15 protein-coding genes are annotated in these 20,328 nt (G+C 57.6%); 3 read left to right on the top strand and 12 right to left on the bottom strand.

The genetic code is table 11. The annotated features are described in order from the left end of the window. Positions 1-13 precede the first annotated feature (13 nt). From U9R25_07555 to U9R25_07520, 8 genes are all read right to left on the bottom strand, one after another. Complete coding sequence (locus tag U9R25_07555; GenBank protein ID MEA3335752.1) at positions 14-1,648, bottom strand: extracellular solute-binding protein; 1,635 nt, start codon at positions 1,646-1,648, stop codon at positions 14-16. Positions 1,649-1,874: 226 nt separating this feature from the next. Then, positions 1,875-2,648 (bottom strand): fructose-bisphosphate aldolase, encoded by a 774-nt coding sequence (locus tag U9R25_07550; GenBank protein MEA3335751.1) that lies wholly within the window; start codon positions 2,646-2,648, stop codon positions 1,875-1,877. Positions 2,649-2,814: 166 nt separating this feature from the next. Beyond that, complete coding sequence (locus U9R25_07545) at positions 2,815-4,320, bottom strand: FGGY-family carbohydrate kinase (protein ID MEA3335750.1); 1,506 nt, start codon at positions 4,318-4,320, stop codon at positions 2,815-2,817. A gap of 68 nt (positions 4,321-4,388) precedes the next feature. Continuing rightward, complete coding sequence (araB, locus tag U9R25_07540; GenBank protein MEA3335749.1) at positions 4,389-6,068, bottom strand: ribulokinase; 1,680 nt, start codon at positions 6,066-6,068, stop codon at positions 4,389-4,391. Between the two features lie 205 nt (positions 6,069-6,273). Further along, a complete protein-coding gene (locus U9R25_07535) occupies positions 6,274-7,365 on the bottom strand; it encodes a M24 family metallopeptidase (protein ID MEA3335748.1) in 1,092 nt (363 codons plus the stop codon). A gap of 73 nt (positions 7,366-7,438) precedes the next feature. Further along, a complete protein-coding gene (locus U9R25_07530; protein MEA3335747.1) occupies positions 7,439-8,869 on the bottom strand; it encodes an L-fucose/L-arabinose isomerase family protein in 1,431 nt (476 codons plus the stop codon). Between the two features lie 101 nt (positions 8,870-8,970). Further along, the gene (locus U9R25_07525; GenBank protein ID MEA3335746.1) at positions 8,971-10,008 is read right to left on the bottom strand and encodes a LacI family DNA-binding transcriptional regulator; all 1,038 of its coding nucleotides are present in this window, start codon (positions 10,006-10,008) and stop codon (positions 8,971-8,973) included. A 183-nt stretch (positions 10,009-10,191) separates the two neighbouring features. After that, on the bottom strand, positions 10,192-11,283 hold the full coding sequence (locus U9R25_07520; GenBank protein ID MEA3335745.1) for a uroporphyrinogen decarboxylase family protein: 1,092 nt from the start codon (positions 11,281-11,283) through the stop codon (positions 10,192-10,194). A 658-nt stretch (positions 11,284-11,941) separates the two neighbouring features. Here U9R25_07520 and U9R25_07515 point away from each other — a divergent pair. The 3 genes from U9R25_07515 (at position 11,942) to U9R25_07505 (ending at position 14,803) form a co-directional block, all read left to right on the top strand. Further along, positions 11,942-12,772: a GNAT family N-acetyltransferase gene (locus U9R25_07515; protein ID MEA3335744.1), complete on the top strand. Its 831-nt coding sequence runs from the start codon at positions 11,942-11,944 to the stop codon at positions 12,770-12,772. Positions 12,773-12,958: 186 nt separating this feature from the next. Further along, complete coding sequence (locus U9R25_07510; GenBank protein ID MEA3335743.1) at positions 12,959-13,696, top strand: DUF1638 domain-containing protein; 738 nt, start codon at positions 12,959-12,961, stop codon at positions 13,694-13,696. A 30-nt stretch (positions 13,697-13,726) separates the two neighbouring features. Next, positions 13,727-14,803 (top strand): mannose-1-phosphate guanylyltransferase, encoded by a 1,077-nt coding sequence (locus U9R25_07505; GenBank protein ID MEA3335742.1) that lies wholly within the window; start codon positions 13,727-13,729, stop codon positions 14,801-14,803. Between the two features lie 278 nt (positions 14,804-15,081). Here U9R25_07505 and U9R25_07500 read toward each other — a convergent pair whose 3' ends face one another. The 4 genes from U9R25_07500 to U9R25_07485 all read right to left on the bottom strand — a co-directional run bounded on the left by U9R25_07500 (position 15,082) and on the right by U9R25_07485 (position 20,326). Further along, on the bottom strand, positions 15,082-16,329 hold the full coding sequence (locus U9R25_07500; GenBank protein MEA3335741.1) for a sn-glycerol-1-phosphate dehydrogenase: 1,248 nt from the start codon (positions 16,327-16,329) through the stop codon (positions 15,082-15,084). A gap of 84 nt (positions 16,330-16,413) precedes the next feature. Further along, positions 16,414-17,505, bottom strand: a complete 1,092-nt coding sequence (locus tag U9R25_07495) for a DUF4432 family protein (protein ID MEA3335740.1) — start codon at positions 17,503-17,505, stop codon at positions 16,414-16,416. 8 nt (positions 17,506-17,513) lie between these two features. Continuing rightward, entirely contained in the window at positions 17,514-19,043 is a 1,530-nt protein-coding gene (xylB, locus tag U9R25_07490) for a xylulokinase (GenBank protein ID MEA3335739.1), read from the bottom strand. A 233-nt stretch (positions 19,044-19,276) separates the two neighbouring features. After that, positions 19,277-20,326 (bottom strand): carbohydrate ABC transporter permease, encoded by a 1,050-nt coding sequence (locus tag U9R25_07485; protein MEA3335738.1) that lies wholly within the window; start codon positions 20,324-20,326, stop codon positions 19,277-19,279. Between the last annotated feature and the right edge of the window lie 2 nt (positions 20,327-20,328).

Here is a 20,328-nt window from a genome sequence, read left to right as displayed (position 1 = left end):
GCTGGAAGCAGGTTTATTCCAGACCCAGAGATGTCTTATAGATGTCCAATTGATCTTCACGTCCAAGACGATCGGAAATCTGTTCGAAATCGGCTACCGTCGCCGCAAGGGCTTCCTCCGGCGTTGCCTGGTCGGTAGCTGCCTCGGAGAGGTGGATATCCAGCGCCGTCCAGTACTCGAAAGTGCCGGGGATGCGCAGGTAGGGGAATTGATCAGAATCGCTGAAGTTGTCGAAGTAGGCCTTGGTGTAGTCGCGAATGTCAGCTTCGTCCCAGCCGGCCGCCAGATACTCATCGATTTCGGCTGTGCCGTCGGGCGGCAAGTAGTGACTGAAGCGTCCTGGATCCACGCCATCCCAGCCACGGGCAGCGTAGGTAAGTGATTTGGGCTCAGTGGCCATGAGGGCCAACAGGTAGTAAGTCGCCTCGGGGGCGTCGGAGAACTTGGAGATGACACCAGCCCAGGAACCGCCGGTGGTGTTACCAACGAGGTTGGGCTCCTCAGTCTGAACCCATTCACCCGTGTTGATGTTGTAGTACTCCGTCGTGCCGGGCATGGGAGCAGCGCCTGTCTTGCCCATCACCGCACTGCCCTCCTGCTGCGCCAGAGCACCCAGGTCACCCCAGGTGAAGGTGAGGGCCGCCTCACCGCGCAGGAAGTGGTCCCAGCTCTCGCCCAGGCTCCAGGCCATCATGGCTTCAGGTCCGAACTGGATCAGATCGACCAAGGTCTCCATGGCTCGCACATGGCCGGGGCTATCCAGCAAAGGCTCCATGGTCTCTGGATCGAACCAGTACAGATTCGGGTTCTCGGGACCGATGACGAAGGGCGCCGAGAAGGACATGAAGTGGAACATGCCCTGACCACCCACCTTCAGGTGCATCGTCACGCCTGAATCGGGATTGCCGTCGCCGTTCAGGTCCTTGCCGTCGAAGTATTCGGCCACATCCCGGAACTGGGCCCAGGTCTGGGGCACGCCCAACTCGTAACCATACTCATCCTGGAAGGCCGCCTGATGATCGGCGTCTTCAAGCAGATCGCGGCGGTAGTACATGACCTGGCCGTCGTGGTCGTTGGCCACCATGTATTTGGCGTCGCCATAGGTCAAGAGATCGCGGGGGCCAGGCTGGGTATCTTCGATATCCCACTGGGGGAAGCTGGGATCATCGTAGAACTTGTCGTAGGGAATGATGAAGTCGCCGCCAACCAGGTCACCCAGCCACCAGGCACCGGCGATGGAGGTGTCATACTGGCCGGTTTCGGTGGTCATGTCGGTCAGCAGCTTGGGGAAGTGTTCGGCAAAGGGCACTTCGACGATTTCCAACGTGGCGCCGGTTGCGGCCTCGAACTCGTCACGGACCTCGTAAAAGGGGCCGGAGATGGGTCCCTTCTCGCCAGCGGTATTGACGATTACGGTGACGGTCTGGCCCGCGTAGGGGCAATCGTCGCCACAGGGCTCGGCAACAATGGGTGGCAGCAACTCGCCGGCCTCCACCTCGGTGGCCGCCTGGCCTTCGTCCACAACGGGAGCTACAGGCTCTTCGACGGCTGGCGCTGCCGGTGCTGGTGCTGCCGGTGCCGCACAGGCGGACAGCAAGAGCGAAAGAACTACCAGTAACAGAATGGCGCGGAATCTCATGGTGCGCATGTCAGCTTTTCCTCCTTGAAACGCTGTGATGGGTGGATTGAACAAGTAAACACACAACCGAAGGACCAGATAGGATTGGTGGCTGGGTAATCACCTCCTTTGAGGAGTAACCTGAGTGATTGTCCGTAAACAACTTAGCAGTTTGGCACGGTCGGGAGACCGGCCAAAGCAGTGAAGTTATTACTGGACAGTTTCCGAGGACCGATGAGCCAAACTCAGTGCAGTGTCACGAAAGGATTTGAAGAGCGTCGCTCACCGAGCCGTCGTCGTGGACCAGGCATCGCATAGCCTGAACCATTCCTGGGATATTGTCGCTCTGCCAGATATTGCGCCCGAAGACGACGCCGGCAGCGCCGCCCTGCATGGCATCGTAGACCGTCTGAAGTGCCGCTTCTGCCGTATCCATCTTGGCGCCTCCCGCGATCAAGAGAGGCACCGGGCAAAAACCCGTCACTTGGCTAAAGCCGTCGCCGGTGTAATAGGTCTTGACCAGGTCTGCGCCATGTTCGAAGGCCAGGCGAGCGGCCGAGGTAGCCGCCTCAGTATCAAAGGGATCGGGAATGCGTTCGCTGGGGCATGGCACCGCCTCCACAATGACCGGCAACTTCACGCGAAGACAATCACCGGCGACTTTCGCCAGCACTTCATAAGACGCCAACTCGACAGGGCTTGCGAGAAACAGGTTGACGATAACGGCGTCAGCACCGAGGAAGAGAGCATCCTCGACCGAATGGAGCAGACTCCACTCGCTGTAGGCTTTCCAATCTTCCCAGTAAAGGCTCGGCCCGCCATCAAGGCGAACAATAGTAGGAATGCGTCCAACGAGGTGATCGCGGTAGTGTTTGACAACCCCGAAGGTGGTCATGATCGCATCGGCGCCAGCCTCAATCACTTCGTCGATCAAGGATCCTGGATCCTCCAGCCCCTCGATATACCCATGGGTGCGGGCATGGTCCATTGCGATGACCACCGCCCTTCCCTCTGATGTTAATATCGACATTTTTTCTCCTTCACGAAACGACGCGGCGTCGTTTAAGAATCCGGTACCACGAATCTTGCAGGCGAGCGGGTGCAGGTAACAACATTATAGTCCAACGAAGGTGATTTGCCAAACGTTTTTGGCGTTTTTGTCCCTTCGCAATCGCTCCCTTCCACATTACCAGCGCTCACAGCTGGTGGTTTAACTCCCGCAGCGTGGGATAGACCTGGGCATACACTTCAGCCTTTTCCATGTACGCCTCATGCAGGTGCCGGTCGGGCTCGAAGGTTCGACCACAGCGAACCATCTGATCGACCCCGTCCTGTGCCGTCGCGAACGCCCCGGTTGCTATTCCGGCCAGAATGGCCACACCCAAACAGGGAGCCTGGGCAACATCCATCGCCACCACCGGTTTGCCGTAGATATCGGCCTTCGTCTGCAACCACAGTGGCGATTTGGCGCCACCTCCAAAGGCCCGTAGCTCCCGCACCTCGATGCCGGCCTTCTCCATGGCATCCAGACTCAACTTGATCTCGTAGCTTACGGAGTCGATCATGCCCTTGATGACCTGCCCCGCAGTAGTGCTGAGATCCAGGCCCAGGATCGCGCCCTTGGACGCGGGATCCAGCCAGGGGGTGCCACTACCGATGAAGTGGGGCAGGATCAGCACAGGAGAAGGATCCGAGTCGGCCTGCCGAAGGATCAGATCATAGACATCCTGGCCGGTGCGATCCGCCTCCATCTGCTCGGCACGGGCGAAGTTATCGCGATACCAGCGCATCAGCGCGCCCGCTGTAGCGCTGTACCCCAGCACCATGTACATGCCCGGTGCTGTGTGCGGCGCGATGGGCAGATTGTTCCGCATCAACGCCTCATCCAGCACCAAACGAGGTGTGGCAAGCCCGACGCACTCTACGGTGCCCGTGGAGTCCATGGCGACGCCCTCGGTGATGGCACCGCAGCCCAGGGCACCGGAAGGCTGATCGTGCCCGCCAGTAACCCCTACCACGCCGGGCGCCAGCCCCAGGGTATCCGCCATTGGCTCGGGGATGGTTCCTATCACCGTCCCGGACTCCACCGTCCCGGAGAGACGCCTCACGTCGATCTGCGCCAGCGCCAGCAGCTCCTGCGACCAGTCCAGACGAGTCACGTCGAAGGCCATGGTGCGGGTCGCCAGAGAATAGTCCATGGTCGGCGGCAAGCCTATCCGGTAGAAGAGAAAATCCTGCATGCAGAGGAAGCGGTCGGCCTGCGCAAAGATGTCTGGCTCCCGCTCCCGCAGCCACATCAGTTTGTTGACCGTGTACATGGGATGCAAAGGCACGCCGGTGATGCGAAACAGCCGCTCCTTGCCCACCTCCTCAGCCCACCAGCGGGCCTGGGCCTCAGCCCGGGTATCGATAGCAGTAATGAAGCCGTAGAGAGGCTTGCCCCGGGCATCCACCGGCACTACCGACTCCCCGTGGGTTGAGATGCTGATGGCCCGCACAGGGTCTCCCTGGACGGATGCCGTCACCCTCTGAATGACACCAGTGACCGCATCCCACACCTCGGCGGGATCAAGTTCCATCCAGCCTGGCCGGGGCTGATACAGCCGGTATTCAGAGTAAGCCTCTCCCAGCGCAACGCCATTGAGATTGAAGGCCACCGCCTTGCAACCGGTAATTCCTACGTCAAGTCCAATCAAGCTCATGGTTCCCACCAATCATGTCAATATATCAGAATGCCAGAATATCAGAATGTCAATATGACATGATGACATCAGTCACCGAGCGCCAACACCTCTGCCCGCAGTTCCTTCAGCCGTTTCATCACGTCGTTGGCACCCCGGCCGAAATAGTCATGAAGAATAACATACTCGGCATACAGCCTGTCGTAGACCGCCTTGTTTTCCGGGATCGGTTCGTAGACAACATCCCGAAGACGAGCCATCTTCTCCGCGGCATCGGCAACAGTGTCATATCCACCCGCCGCACTGCCGGCGGCGACCGCGCCGTGCATGGCTGATCCCAGTGCACCGCCCTGACTCGTTTCAGCGACTCGAATCGATCGCCCGGTGACATCGGCATAGATCTGCATGAGCAGTGCGTTGCGGTCGGGCAATCCGCCAGTCGCGACAATCTCGTCGACAGGTACCGCGTGCTCTTCGAAAGTTTCGATGATCATGCGAGTACCGTAGGCCGTAGCCTCGATCAATGCCCGGTAGATCTCCTCAGATTTGGTCGCCAGAGTCGCGCCAAGCAAAAGCCCTGTCAGATCCACATCCACCAGAACGCTGCGGTTTCCGTTCCACCAGTCGAGGGCAACCAGGCCGCTTTGGCCCACCTTTAGCTCGGCAGCCTTCTTCTCCAGCAAATCATGGACCGTCAATCCGCGGTCCCGGGCCTGCTCTTCGTAGGCTGCAGGCACACAGTTGTCCACGAACCAGGCGAAGTGATCGCCCACGCAGGACTGGCCCGCTTCATAGCCGAAATAGCCGGCAATGATGCCATCCTCTACGTAGCCGCAGATTCCTGGAACCATATGCTCTTCGGTTCCCATCACCATGTGACAGTTGGAAGTTCCCATGATGATCACCATGCGTCCAGGCTCGACGACGCCCGCTGCTGGTACGGCTACGTGGGCATCGACGTTGCCGATGGCGACCGCAGTACCTGGCTTGAGGCCTGTCCAGTCCGCCGCCGCTTCGGTCAGTCCGCCAGCCCTGTCTCCCAATGGGTAGAGCTCCGTCGACATCTTCTCTTCGACGATGTTCTCCATGCGCGGATCGAGCGCCTCAAAAAACCCGCTGGCCGGGAATCCTTCACGCTTGGACCAGATAGCCTTGTAGCCGGCGGTGCAGGAGTTGCGCTTCTCCTCGCCAGTGAGCTGCCATACGACCCAGTCCGCACCTTCGATCAGACGCTCGGCCGCCGCGTAGACATCGGGGGCCTCGTCCAGTATCTGCCACGCCTTCGGAAAAAACCACTCCGAACTGATTCTGCGACCGTAACGATCGAGAAAGGAAAAACCCATCTCTTCGGCGATCGCGTTCAGGGCATTGGCTTCAGGTTGAGCCGCATGATGCTTCCATAGTTTGACCCAGGCATGGGGATTGTCCCGCCACTCGGGCAGAAAACGCAACGGCGTGCCGTCCGCCCTGGTGGGCAGCATAGTGCAGGCGGTAAAGTCGATGCCGATGCCAATCACGTCAGCCGGATCCACGTCGGTCTGTTCGAACAGGGCCGGGATCGCTCGCTTGAACACCTCAAGATAGTCATTGGGATCCTGCAGCGCCCAGTCCGGCTCCAGCGGGATTCCGCTGTTGGGAAGACGTTCGTCGATGACCCCGTTAGCGTATGGATGGACTGCCTGGGCGATCTCATGCCCATTTGATACGTCCACCAGTACGGCGCGGCCCGACTCTGTTCCGAAATCTACGCCAATTGCGTACTTGCTCATGTTGACCTCCAACAAGGGTTTCGCTGGCACAAAAAACGGCCAGAATCGTTCACTTTTCGGTAACTACTCAGGTGCGACGCACTTGGTTCACAAAATCAAGCCGATATGAATCAAGATCCGATCCAATGACACCTTTGGATCTATATGAGAAAGTGCGTTGCACCTTATGCTTGATATCAGATCGCCCAGAGCGACCATCAGCGTCCTAAGTTACTTCAAGGATTGCGGGACGCTCAATGGTCTGCCCAGCGACGTCAACGGTGATCATCGGCCAATCGGCAATCGGCGTAACGACCTCGTTGCTTTGCTCACCGACCAGAATGGTATCCTCCGATTTGGTACCGGTTATCGAGGGATTCCAGGCGAATGCCTGCCCGGCGGCAATCCTATCCAACGAACTGGCTGTGGCCACCAGTTCCCTGGGCTCATAGCCGGCCAGGCCTCCTTGATGATGGAGCCGCCACTCATCGGGGAAACCATTGTGTGCGTAGGCAGAAATGCCCTCGTCGAAGACCTGGGCCAGGGTTTTTCCAGGTTGTGAGGCGGTGATAAATACACCATCGACGTGGGCCACCGCCTCAGATTTGAATCGCAGCTCGTCCGGCAGCCGGCCAAAATGCACCAGCCGTGTCACAGAGCAGACCAGGCCCTGACGCCTTCCACAAAGGACGAGCATGGCGTAGCGATCAAGCCGTTTGTCCGAAGGCAAGGGATGCCGGAAAGCGAAGATGCGCTCGTCGGTCGCTATCAGATTGACGATTGCCTGAACACCCCGGCTCTCTGCTTCGCCGGCAAGGATGCCAGCGATCTCGTACTCGGTCTGCCCTGGTTTGACGGCCCGAATCGCGCTTTCCATCGCATCGGCGCATAACCGGCCAAGCCTGCGCATCCGCTCACCCTCTTCCGGAGTGAGCAGGGAGCGCATGCGAGCCAGGTCAGCCGCCAGGTTCTCTGCACCCGGATAGGGACCATCGGCACCAAGGCGCAATCCCTCAGTTAGTTTTTCGACCACCTGACTGGGCTCATTCCACGGGGTCACCAGCACCTGCCAGCCCTGCGCGACAACACCTTCCTCGTCCATCAGCCGCGGCGCCTCGATGTTGTTGGTGATCAGGTAGCGCTCGGTGGGCTTGATGAGCAGCGCGGAATCACCATCGGCGGTTGCCGTATTGACATAGGAAGCAGCGCCACAGGTCGCCCAGGCAAAGCTGCTGACCCGCCGCAAAAGCAATGCGTCGAGCCCACGTTGATTCAGCAGATCTTGAATGCGGGTAAGTTTTGGGTTGATTTCGGTCATAGTTGACTCTCGTTGTATTAGCGGTAGGTACTCGTTGGAGTTCGTCGGGGCTCATGGGAGTTCATGGAAGCTGCTATCCGTGATGATAAACCTTCCAGCCCAGGTATTTCCTGAACGCCTGCTCGATGGCGCCGGCGGTCTGCGAAAGGTTGATAGAAACATGATGCTCGTAGCCATTCTCGCAGATGTAAGCGAGAAGCTTCTGAAGCTCCGGTACCTGGAAAACACCATAACCGCCAAAGGTCGTCAAGGGATCATCGGTAAGCACACCCTCACCGAGATAGGCGACGATCTCACCGTTGAAATCATCGGTGGAAACACGGGCATAGGTAAAGGGTTCCGACTTGACCCGTCCCTGAATGGTGCCCCAGGTCTGCTCCCGTGGCACGGCGTTGGAGAGGATGTCGTGGTCTCTCATGACCGGAATATCGTTCGGTGAAATCAGGTCGTCGACGAAAACATCCTTTGGCAGGTTGGAGCAATGGAAGAAGACACCCTTGTTTGGATCCTCACCGTAGTTGTTGTTCCAGTCCACCAGGGCACTGGGCTGCCCGGACGCCAGAGCCAGCGCGTACATCGCGACCGTTCCAGCCACGTCCGTCTCACAGGCCGATGGCATCAGGCCATTGCTCATGATGCTCATCAAGGTACATGGCATGACCCCAAAATACTCCTGCATGGAGGTCCAGCACTGAACAGCGCTGGCCTGCAGGTTGTTGTCGGCCATCCAGTCGTCGATGACAACCCCAAATCGGGCCATCCTGTCCATGGCATCGGCCGGTGCCTTGTCTGCCGCGATATACCCGGCAATGAACTCTCTCTTGGCGTTGACCTTGGCCGAGTCTTTTCGCAGCGCCTCAGCCCGTCCGAAGGCCTCTGACAGGTCGAGAGTCTCGGTGGAAATACCTGAGCGTTCAAGAAGCTTTTCGCTGAAACGTACGGTGTTGAAAGCAGTCGGGCGGGCACCCAGAAGGCCGATTCGCGCCCCATTCAAGCCGTTCACCACCCGGCATGTCGCAGTGAAATTTCGCAGGTCTTCCCGAAAGGCGGCGCTTTCGGGGTCTACAGTGTGCAACCTGGTCAGGGAATACTTGATGCCATATTGGTGCAGGTTGTTGCAGGCCGACATTTTCCCACAGAAGGAATCTCGGCGGTCGGCGAGACCCATGCGGGTGACATCGTCCGGGAAGGCTTGCACCAGCACAGGCACATTCAGATCTGCCCAGCGCAAGGTGTTGGCGATAGCCCGCTCGTCGCCAAAGTTGGGCAGGGTCACCAACACACCGTCGATCTCCTCTTTATGATTCTTGAACAGATCGGCACACTTCTGCGCATCGCTAAGGCTTTCGACGCTGCCATATTCCGTATCCTCCGGCGACAGCGCGATCACATTGATTCCCTCTTCTGCCAATACCTTCAGCACGATCTCACGGCCGCTCTCGCAGAGGTGGCTGGGGAAGAATCCACGGTTTCCCACAATCAAGCCCAACGTAATTGTACTCATCGAAAAATCTCCTTTTTGGTTGATTGACTATCCCATCCCGTTGGAACAGAGAGAGCCAGTCAGGCTTACAAAATCGAAAAAAGTTCACCAACGAACAATATCTATTTCGACCGAAATTGCGTGCTCTCTCTAGCAATCAACTTCGGTTTGATCAGAATACTTTTGGTTTCAGTTTCCTGTGAGTTTTGCGCCACCTCGATCATGCGCACGACTTGTTTGACTGCCGTTGCACCCACTTCAAAAAGATCGTGATGCACGGTGGTCAATGGTGGGCTGAAGTAAGCAGACTCGGGAATGCCGTCGAAACCGACAATGGCCAGATCCTCCGGCAGGGTGAGGCCCTGCTGCCTGGCCACATGCATTATCCCCAGGGCCATCTGGTCGTTGGCTACAAAGACCGCGTCCATTTCCGGATACTGCCGGAGCAATTGCCTTGCCGCCCGCTCGCCGCTACTGCTGGACCAATTACCTTGCACCAGGAAACGATCGTCCATCGGCAGCCCGGCGTCGGCCAAAACTGATGCCCATCCGGCCTTGCGTTGTTGGGCCTCCCACCAGCTCAGCGGTCCGGCCATATGCGCAATCTGGCGAAACCCCTGTTCCAGGAGATGGGTTGTAGCCTGATGTCCGCCCATACGGTTGTCGACAGACACGACGGTCAAATCGTCATGGGGACGCATTGTCAGAAAGACGATCGGTACGGGCAGATTGGGAAGACGGTCCAGCAAATGTTGCCTGTTGTTTCCAACCTCAGGAACGGCCCAGATCAATCCATCAACCTGGCGGGCGAGCATCCGGTTGAGAATGGGTTCCGCGTTGCCTGTCTCAAAGGAAGGCAACTCGTCCAGCAGAAGGGAATAGCCCATTGTTTCAGCCTGAACCAGGATGCCATTCAAAGTTCGAGATGGGCCAATATAGCTCAGGCCAGCCGTGACGACACCGAGCATGGCGCTGCGTTGTTTGATGAGGCTGCGCGCCAGAGCACTGGGCCGGTACTGAAGGCGGTCAATCACCTCCAGGATGCGTTCCCGGGTCTCCGGCGCGACGTCAGGCCGCTCGTTGAGAACGCGCGATACCGTTTGAATGGAAACCCCAACCTCGTTGGCCACCTCTCGGATCGTAACGCGTTGTTTTTTCATGACGACCCTTGTCGTTTGCCGTTACCAATTCTGAATTAGCTCGTTATTTGCGCGCCCGGCGCTGTAAAATAGCATGCATCGAGACGGAAACGATGATGATCAGACCTTAGATGAGTCGGATAGTTGCTCACGAAATGCGTGATGTGTATCGCATAACAGATTTACGACGTCACCGGCGACGGCTTATGAAACGGAAGTATAGGGAGTATCCCGAATGGTATTCACCATCGCCCAGAAATTGGCCAGGGGCGTATCCAGTTGAACATTGTGAGTCGGCGCGAGGATCAATCCGCCACCCTTGCCGATGGTCCGCAGGCGCTCCAGCACCTCGGCGACGACCTGGTCCGGCGAACCGAAGGGCAGCGTATGCTGCTCGTCGATGGTTCCCCAAAAACAGAGGTGGTCGCCAAAACGTCTTTTTATCTCAGCGGGATCCATGCTGGCAGGTTGAATCGGATTGAGTACATCGACGCCGATTTCGATCAGTTCGGGAATCACGGGCAAGATATCGCCGTCAGAATGATAGGCGACCTTCAGGTGGGGATTGATGGATTTGAGTTCGGCGATGAAGGTTGCCATCCGGGGTTTCAGAAATTTGCGCCACATGGCGGGCGAGATAAGCATCCGGTCCTGGGAACCGACATCGTCCCCGGTCCAGATCATATCCACACCAAGTTCCACCAGGCGTTTTGCTGCTTTCAGATGGTAGTGAAAGGGAATATCAAAAAGCTGTTGGGTCAGGTCTGGCTCAAGCACCATGTCCATCAGGGTCTGCTGCAATCCCCGAAGGGCCCAGGCCGTTTCAAAGATCGTCGTTACGGTGACGCCGACAATCCAGTAGTCATCCCCGAATCTCTGGACCATCGTCCCGGCGTCGCTATAGAGTTCGGGGCGATCGGGGTCCGGGGACTGGTAGCCCGGGATGGCCTCGTCGTCAGCGAGAGGGTGACTGACGATCTCGGTGTAATGGCCAACGCCGAAAGGGGTCCGGTAGGCTTGCACATCCCAGCTCACGCCCCATTCATCGGTGTAGGGCTTGTCCTCCATGTAGTAGGAATTGGCCCAGCCGACAGAGCTAAGCAGTAGGTCCTCGCCCAGACTACGTTCCAACTCATAGGTGTTGCCACCGCCGTGCGGGTTATGGACCTTCCTGCCCCAAATGGCCAGGTCGGCCCGCAAACGATCGGCGAACTCCGGGGTGAAGCTGACCTGCATAGGGCAGCGGTCGGACTGCTGGTGGTGGAGAGCCATCTCCACGCGATGACGGGGCTTCATGCCCCGCTCCGAAATAGCATGGCGTCTTCCTTAGACGTTGGTTAAGAGGTCGATTCGGGCATGTGATCGTTCCCGATAACGCTCACGATGTATCTTAGCATACAAGTTTTGGGGAGTCAAGGCTTGCGGAAAAAGTGGGAAAGGAAACAGGGGAACAGGGACCAAAGAAGCAAGTAGACAAGTAGATAAGTAAACAGGTAGACAAGTAAATAAGTAGACAAGTTAGCCGACACACCAGGAGCCGGGCTAATGATCAATTGACAATTGGTTAACACCTGCGCCGGAACCCACGCCACGCCAGCACGCTACGCCAGCACGCTAGCAAGCGGTGCGTGAGCTAGGCGTGTCGGGAGGCACGGCAGCAGCCGATCCGTGAGGTAGCAAGCGGTGCGTGACGCCAGCAGGCGGTGCGAGAGCTAGCTAGGTAGCAGGCGATGCGAGAGCTCGGTAGGTATCCCGTGAAGGGTTGACAGTGCCATCCTGCATTTTCATCGTTGCTGGTGTGCCAACGATCATGTTGACTTGTCTATTTGTTTCCTTGTTTCCTTGTCTACTTCCTCCTCGCCTACTTCCTCCTTTGACGCATTGTTCGTCTATGCTAAAATTGTATCAGGCTGGCATGACTGCCAGTGCGATCAAAGGAGAGTAAGCCGCCCCCATGACAACCGCTAAGCCAAACCAAAAAGGTGATCCTGCGCGCCGAACGGATATCCAGGAGATCCTGGCACTCTACGACAAGGAACTGCGAATCGAGGTGAACTATCCTGGATCAAAAAAAGAGATCCTGCCTCATGTCGTGCGTTTCATCGCGGATCCACCAGGCAGCCATTTCATTCTGTACAGCCGGCTTGACGAAACCAACGCCGATGCAGTGATCCAGCAACAGCGCGTCGATTTCGTCCATGCCGATCTTCCCGTCGAGTGGAAGGTCCATTCCCACGATACCCCCACAGACTTGAGGGATCGCCTCATCGCCCAGGGATTCGAGGCCGATGAATCGGAAGCGGTCATGGTGCTCGATTTACACCAGGTACCGCCAGCTCTTTTCGATCCAGTCGCCGCCGATATTCGCCGGATCGAGTGCCGCCAGCAACTGGGAGATGTGATTCAGATTCAAGAGCAGGTATGGCAACGGGACTTCGGCTGGATCAACGAACGCCTGGGTAGCGAACTGGACATACCAGGCTACTTGCATATCTATGCTGCCTACGTGGAAGAGGAACCGGCCTGTGCCGGTTGGATCAACTTTCATCCTGACAGCCATTTCGCCAGCCTTTGGGGAGGATCAACCGTTGCCTCCTACCGCGGCCGGGGGTTGTATAGCGCATTGCTTGCCAAACGAGCTCAGGATGCCATCGAAAGAGGCTATCGTTTCCTGGTGGTAGATGCTGGGGATATGAGCCGGCCGATCCTGGCAAAACAGGGTTTTCAGCTGCTCACAGTGGCCACGCCCTGTATGCTCAAGAAGTCATCCCACAAAGAGCGTTGATGCAGTTCCAGAAGACGACAGACCGCTTCCAGAGGACGGCGGACCGCTGACCGCTGTTTTCGGTAGGCGGTCTTCCGTCGGTGGTCTGCGGTCTTCCGTCTGCGATCAAGAATGGCCTGGAATGCCCCATTGGTGTTATACTTGCCGCCACACGACACGGTGAAGAATCAAAGGAGCGAAACGTCTATGCGCCTGAAGTGTATTGCCTGTGATGTCCTGGCACGCCCCATTTACCTCTGTGCAGCCCAGTCCCCTCACATCGTCGATGTCGATCTGCTTGAGCGTGGCCTGCACGACCACCCCAAAGTGTTGCGAGCGGAATTGCAGAGCCGGGTCGACCAGTCCCAACAATACGATGCCGTCCTCCTTGGCTATGGATTATGTGGACAGGCCACAGCCGGATTGAAGGCTGGTGACAGGCCAATCGTCATCCCGCGGGCCCATGACTGCATTACCCTCTTCCTGGGCAGCCGCCAGCGCTATGATGCCCAGTTTGAGACCCAACCGGGTACCTATTGGTATGCCCTGGACTACGTGGAGCGCGGCAACGGTGCGGGTGGTTCGATGGCATTGGGCGCAAATACGGGCGATGATGCGGGCAATATCTATGCCGAGTATGTGGAAAAGTATGGCAAGGATAACGCCGATTATCTCATGGAAGTTATGGGAGAATGGCAGGCACACTACCAACGTGCTGCCTTCGTCGACATGGAGATTGGTGATTCCAGCCAGGTGGAGTCTGAGGCGCGCGCGGCTGCCAAGAGGCGAGGGTGGGCCTTCGAGAAACTTACAGGAAATCTGGTACTCATCCGCCGGCTGCTGAATGGCGACTGGAACGAGGACTTTTTGACCCTGCAACCTGGCCAGGACCTCATCATGACCTACGACGAGGACATCGTTGGCTGCAGCCTGGTTGAACACTGATCTATCCGAATGCCAGGCGAGGAGCAAACAATGACTTATGCCCTGATTATGGCCGGTGGTATCGGCTCACGACTCTGGCCACTAAGCCGTTTATTACAGCCCAAACAATCGCTCAAGTTGGTGGGCGAGCGTACGATGATGCAGCATGCCGTGGACAGAATCATCGATCTTACGCCGCCCGAACAGGTCTATGTGGTCACCCGCGCCGAACACGTTGATATCCTATCGGGCCAGGTGCCAGATCTGCCCAGAACGAATTTTATCGTCGAGCCGGAGGGACGGGGCACCGCACCCGCCATCGGCCTGGCAGCCATTCATCTGCGCCGGCAAGATCCCACCGCGGTAATGGCGGTGCTGACCGCCGACCACTTCATCGCCGACACTGAGCAGTTCCGGCAGGCCCTGGCGGCGGCCGTGCAGGTTGCCAGCCAGGAGCATCTGGTGACATTGGGCATCTCGCCAACCTCCCCTTCGACCGGCTTTGGCTACATCGAACAGGGGGAACTCCTGGCGGTTGTCGATGGTTTCGAGGCATTTCGCGCTGTTCGCTTCACCGAAAAGCCCGATCTGGAAACGGCTAACTGGATGGTGGATAGCGGCAACTTTTCCTGGAACAGTGGCATGTTCATCTGGCAGGTGGACCGCATTCTCGGGGAATTCGAACGCCAGATGCCCGAGTTCTACGCTCAACTGAAAGAGATAGAGCCAACCATAGGAACCGCTGATTATGAACAGGTGCTGGATCGGGTGTGGCCCGAGGTAGCGAAGCAGACGATCGACTACGGCATCATGGAAGACGCCGGCGACGTGGCGGTCATCCCCGTAGACATCGGCTGGTCCGACGTGGGCAGTTGGGGCAGCCTTCTTCCACTATTGAATGCCGATGAACAGGGCAATATTGTGTTGGGTAAACATCTGGGAATCGACACGCGCGATACCCTCATCATGGCTGAAGGCACCGGAAGACTCATCGCCACCATTGGATTGGATGGCATGATCATCATCGATACGAAAGATGCTCTTCTGATCTGTCCGCGCGGGCGAGAGCAAGAGGTCCGCGATCTGGTGAAGCACCTGGAGACTGTTGGCACCGACCGTTGGTTGTAACCGGCATCGGCCTCACCTTGTTTATCAGCGTCACACTTCGGCTTCGCTCAGCACAGTGCTGTGGTTATGGTTTTTGATTTCACCGGTGTTTAGGTCGGCGGGGATCCATTATCCCTCCTGGACCCGCGTCGACAGAACGTTTCGTCGACACCACCACCGCTCCCCCTACAACCTGTGAAATGGACTCCCGCCTTCCCCGGTTTCGCGAGGATGACAGCGGGAGTGATGGTTCCTTGGCGCCAGAATCGTGGCGGCGAGATGGTCTTCCTTCTTGACCATCAGCCGATCAGGCCGAGCATGCGACTCAACTTATAGACGGTGAAACGTTCGCGCATGAAGTGGCTCACCGACAGGGCCAGATCGCGCTCGGCATCAGTAAATCCCAGGTCGGCGGCCGTTACAGGACCACCGACGGTACGCAGCCAGCTTGCCAATTGGCTCGATGAAGGCACATCCGCGGCGGCTTCCTGGATGCCATCCCAGTTCTCGATGACCTTGTTCTGGAGCCCCTCGTAGTCCGCTGGCGACATCTCCAGATAGCCCGCTTGCTCCTCGATAATCGAATCGGCGATCGACCAGTAGCTTTCTCGTATCCGCGCCCGATCTCGTTCAGGATCGGGCATGGGCGTTGTCTGCAGGCGCTCGATGGCTTGCTCCCGGGACACCTTGCGCAGCGCCTCATACAACCCTGCAGTATACACGGTGCCTACACCCACCTTGGCGCCATGCAGCAGTGCCGGCCGATCCTCCTGAAGCAATTTCATCTCCCAATAGTGCGAGACATAGTGTTCGGAGCCACCGGCGGGATAGGAAGCGCCAATAGCCAACATGCAGAGACCGGTCTCAGACAGGGCGTCGAAGACACTCTGCACACCCTCCCATGTCCCCTCGCCCACCAGTTCAACCCTGTCAGCGCAGGCGTTGCGGGCGCGGCGTGCTCGATCGGCCACCGACGCGTCATAGGGCGCATTCCAAAGCATACCGCCCAAGGTCCAATCGGCGACGGAGGTGTATTTCGCTATGACATCGCCGAATCCGGCCGCAATCATGGGACGTGGCGAGGTAGAAAGAGTCTCCAGATCGGCAAAGATGGCCACGGGTGGCTGGCCCGGCACAGTCTTTTTTATCCGTTGCAACACCAGGGCTGAGCTCACCGAGGTATAGCCATCCACCGACGGCGCGGTGGGTATCGAAATGAAATCTTTGCCCGTGCGGTGGCTTACGAAACGCACGATATCGGTGACGACTCCGGAACCGACAGCCAGGTAGGTGCGTCGATCGCCACCTACCTGCTCCAGCACCTGCATGACAAACCGCTCGTCTGGAACGATCTCCTCGCCCTCCAGGCGAATCTCCAGCAAGTCGATGCCTTTTTCGGTCAGCGCCTGCGCTACTCTTTCGCCCAGAGCAGCATAGGTATTGTCGTCCGCAACCAGGGTGAGCCGGCTCAGATCTTGTTCCCTGAGATAGTTTACAAGAGCCGGCACAACATCCGGCTCGACGACGATCGGTGCTATTGTTTTCAACTTCTTCCTCCGTTTGGGTTATCCGGGATTATCGATGTTTTGCTGACCCGAAAGCCAGTGCGCTTTTCACCGGCAATCTGTGGGTCAACCGCCGAGAATCTGCCCAATCCTGGCCTGCAACGCGGCGGCTTCGTCTGGCTGCAGAGCGCCCATCTCCATGTCCACCCGGAACTCTTCACCCGCTGCAATAGTCTTGATATTGCCCTTGGCCATTTCGGCAGAATACCCTTCCGGCTCGGCCGTGGCAGGCAGAATGATGCCCAATCCATCCTGGTCCGCTGTGCGGCTGATCCAGCGCACACCATGGTCCAATTGATCGGGTCGGTGGCTGATGAAATCAGCTGAACCGCTGGGGTGCACCTGCATGCTATGGGCCCAACCCTGCTCATCAGCCAGGTAATCGACATAGAAGACTACCTCGGGGTCGAAGGCGAGATCGGGCGCCAGCAGGTTATGCCTCGAGGGATCAGCTTCCAGTTCCGCCAGGAAATCTCGATAGCCGGCAGGTGGACGAATGTGGGAGGGAATGCTGCTGCGAACCCGCACATGCTCCGGCGTACATGGGGCGCTGTAGACGAGCTGGCTGTTGTCCAGCGGACGAAAGTTGGCGTGGGCCAGATACATCAATTCCATATCGGAGTGCTTCAGGTTCCTGATTATCATTGACACCGAAATACGGCTGGAATCCTGGTATATCTTGACTGTGGGTTCAGCAACATAGTTGTGGCTGAAGGCCACCGTGTATTGAAAATCACCCGTCACGCCAAGATATGACCCCCGCTCGTCTTCGCCGATGAGCAGGCGAGCCGACTGGTAAGGGGCATTTGGAAGTTCTCCGTGCAAGGGATGGGTATCCTTGGCCGATGGCACCCCCATGGCAGTCGCGCCGCAGTGTAACAAAAAACCGCCGTAGGTGCGCAGATAATCCGTGGTCGGGAAGGGGACGTCGAACATGGATTTCATCGTCAACGCCCGTCCATAGTACTCGGCGTCCCAGATCTGCTGGCCCTGAAAGGGTAGCACGGTAATGGTCCCGACCCGGTTGGATAAGATCAATGCTGCCACGCCAGTGCGATAGCGGAAGGTCCCTGCGGAGAGATCCTCGTGTTCGGCAAGTAGCCGATCCCTGTCACCAAAATGGCAGTCGTGCAGATGAAGGATGGTTTCCCAGGGCATAACTCCTCCTACTCGATGGCCTGACGCGCGAACGTGGCCAATTCTTGGAATACCGGTTCCAACAGACAATAGGTCTTTTTGAACAGCGGGAATAGTCCTTCGTAAATGGCAACAGCATCGGGGTCGGGATAAACCCGCGAGATCGCGGGCGCCAGGTCCTGGACCACAGTATAATCTGGAAACAGCCCAACGCCAATACCGCCGGCGACGGCAGCACCAAGCGAGGTCGCCTGGGCCGGCAACTGCAATTGCACCACAGGAAGTGCATACACATCCGCAAGAATCTGTCGCCACAGCTTGCTCTTGGCGCCGCCGCCAATCAAACGCATTTCGGGGATCGCGACTCCCTGAACGCGCAGAACGTCCAGGATATGGCGCAGATTAAAGGCAACGCCCTCCAGAACAGAGCGGGCTAACTCAGGGCGCCCATGGGACATGGCCAGGCCGACAAAAGCGCCGCGGGCCAGGGGATTCCAGTGAGGACTGCGTTCGCCCAGAAGATAGGGCAGGAAGAGCAGACCCTGGCTCCCGGGCGGCACGCCGGCTGCCAGCCCGTCGAGAGTGGCATATTGGGGATATTGCTCTGCATTGACCCTGACCAGGCGCTCAAACCAATCGTAGGCGCCGCCTGCCGTCTGCGTAGTTCCCAGTGCACCATACAACGATGGATCCAGGTGAACGAAGTTAAAGGTGCGTTGGAGGGGATCAAGAACCGGCTTATCCGTCGTTAGCGCCACCCACGAGGAAGAGCCAATATAGTTGTAGACCTCGCCATCCCGCACCGATCCTGCACCGACAGAGGCACAGGCGCCATCCCCGCCGCCGATCACCACCGGTGTCCCGGCTCGCAACCCGGTAGCGCTGGCTGCTTCAACCGTTACTTCACCAATTACGGTGGCACTGGTATGCAGCTCTGGCAGCAACAACTCGTCCAACTCCAGGCGATCCAGCAGGTCCCCTGACCATGTTAGCTCTTCCAGATCCAGCAGCTGGGTCATCGAAGCGTCGGAGTAATCGGTCGCCAGAACTCCGCAGAAAAGAAAGGCCGCGTAATCCTTGGCTTGCAGAACTTTGTGAATCCTGCCAAAAACTTCCGGCTGGTTGTCCTTTATCCAGAGCAGCTTGGCCGCGGTGTAGGCCGGACTGACGCGGTTGCCAGTTACCCGGTAGGTTTCGTCGTTGCCGCAGCGGTCTCTGATAAAGCACTCCTGGTCTGTGGCTCGCTGATCCGCCCAGATGATGGCCGGGCGCAGCGGCACGCCAGCGGCGTCCACCACCAGGGCGCCATTCATGTGTCCGCTGAAACTCACCACGGCAACCTCGCCCGGGTTCACCCCTGACTCGGAGAGCAACCTGCGAGTGGCACCAAACAGTGCCTCCCGCCAGTCGGCAGGATCCTGCTCCACCCAGTTCGGCTGGGGGTAATCGGTCTCGTAGCCGACGAAAGTTGAGGCGACGACAGTGCCATCGGAAGCAAAAAGAGTGGCCTTGTTGCCTGTCGTACCCAGGTCGTGGGCGAGGATGTATTGGCAGTTCATGGGTTGCAGAGGCAGAATGTCATTATGTCATCATGTCAAAGTGTCGCAGGGTCGGAGTTTCAGAGTTTCAGAGTTCCGGAGTATCAGAGTCTCAGAGTCCCGGAGACGCCGTATCAGGTTTTTTCTGACCCTCTGTCTCCGTGTCGCAGGATCGCCGTGTCACCGCGTCGCCGCGTCGCCGCGTCGCCCCATCGCAGCGTCTCCGTATCGCCGTGTCGCCGTGTCACCCATTCCTAGCCCTTAACAGCGCCCACCAACAGGCCGCGAGCGATAAACCGTTCCAGGGCTATAGCGATCAGGATAACCGGAATGATCATGATCAGGATCAGCACCGACATGTACCACCACTGGGGACCCCGGGTAGCGTTCTGAGCTGCCACGGTCAAGGGCAGGGTTTGAGATTTCGCGCCCGACAGAAAAAGCGCCAACAGGTACTCGTTCCAGGCGAAGACGAGAATAAACAGAAACGTGGCGACCAATCCAGGCAATGAAAGAGGCAGGACAATTGACACGAACGTTCTATAACGAGAGGCACCATCGATGGCAGCACACTCCTCCAACTCGATTGGAATGGTCAAAAAATAGTCGCGCATCAGCCAGATTACTATTGGCAGATTGACGGCAATATAAGTGATTATCAGGGCAAAGCGGGTATCCAGCAGCCTCACACCAATCGCGTTGCCCAGGAACTGGAACATGATATAAATGGGTATGACGACAGCCACCGGTGGCAACATGCGCTGTGAGATCAGCCAGAAAGCGATATCGCTGTTTCCCAATGAGCGTTTGAAACGTTTGCCGATCGTTTGCAGCAAGATGATAAACAGAGCAATGATCAATACCAGGGCCAGAAGCCAGGGCACGCCAATAACGACCAGGATAATGCCCAGTGCCAGGCAGAGAATGAAAAGACCGATTGCACCAAGTTTTGGATTGTAATCGAAGCGAGTCAACGCGTAGGCAGCAGCCGTACCCAGGATCAGGGCGATGACAGCACTGACCGACGCGACCACAACCGTATTGGCATAGTTGCGCCGGGTATCACGGGCCAGGTCGCCAGCCAGGATGTACTCCCATGCGTGGCCCGAGGGCTCAAAATCAACAAAGGGAACATAATAGGGTCCCATGTTGACATCGATCGGAAGTTTCAGCGACGTGACCGCCAGCCAATAGATGGGGAACAGGCATACGATGGCCCAACCGATCAACAGGATGTAGGAGAGAGTCATCTCAATGGGAGACATACTCAACACCGACTTGGACTTAAAGATTCTCTCAAACATGA

It is taken from the genome of Chloroflexota bacterium (assembly GCA_034717495.1).
Classification (GTDB): domain Bacteria; phylum Chloroflexota; class Anaerolineae; order JAAEKA01; family JAAEKA01; genus JAYELL01.
The sequence above is the reverse complement of the archived record's forward strand: the minus strand, read 5'-3'. Positions and strand labels throughout refer to the sequence as shown.

Coding starts and splice junctions, on each gene's coding strand:
- U9R25_07555 (MEA3335752.1), bottom strand. CDS start 1,648: ATGCGCACCATGAGATTCCGCGCCATTCTGTTACTGGTAGTTCTTTCG.
- U9R25_07550 (MEA3335751.1), bottom strand. CDS start 2,648: ATGTCGATATTAACATCAGAGGGAAGGGCGGTGGTCATCGCAATGGAC.
- U9R25_07545 (MEA3335750.1), bottom strand. CDS start 4,320: ATGAGCTTGATTGGACTTGACGTAGGAATTACCGGTTGCAAGGCGGTG.
- araB (MEA3335749.1), bottom strand. CDS start 6,068: ATGAGCAAGTACGCAATTGGCGTAGATTTCGGAACAGAGTCGGGCCGC.
- U9R25_07535 (MEA3335748.1), bottom strand. CDS start 7,365: ATGACCGAAATCAACCCAAAACTTACCCGCATTCAAGATCTGCTGAAT.
- U9R25_07530 (MEA3335747.1), bottom strand. CDS start 8,869: ATGAGTACAATTACGTTGGGCTTGATTGTGGGAAACCGTGGATTCTTC.
- U9R25_07525 (MEA3335746.1), bottom strand. CDS start 10,008: ATGAAAAAACAACGCGTTACGATCCGAGAGGTGGCCAACGAGGTTGGG.
- U9R25_07520 (MEA3335745.1), bottom strand. CDS start 11,283: ATGAAGCCCCGTCATCGCGTGGAGATGGCTCTCCACCACCAGCAGTCC.
- U9R25_07515 (MEA3335744.1), top strand. CDS start 11,942: ATGACAACCGCTAAGCCAAACCAAAAAGGTGATCCTGCGCGCCGAACG.
- U9R25_07510 (MEA3335743.1), top strand. CDS start 12,959: ATGCGCCTGAAGTGTATTGCCTGTGATGTCCTGGCACGCCCCATTTAC.
- U9R25_07505 (MEA3335742.1), top strand. CDS start 13,727: ATGACTTATGCCCTGATTATGGCCGGTGGTATCGGCTCACGACTCTGG.
- U9R25_07495 (MEA3335740.1), bottom strand. CDS start 17,505: ATGCCCTGGGAAACCATCCTTCATCTGCACGACTGCCATTTTGGTGAC.
- xylB (MEA3335739.1), bottom strand. CDS start 19,043: ATGAACTGCCAATACATCCTCGCCCACGACCTGGGTACGACAGGCAAC.
- U9R25_07485 (MEA3335738.1), bottom strand. CDS start 20,326: ATGTTTGAGAGAATCTTTAAGTCCAAGTCGGTGTTGAGTATGTCTCCC.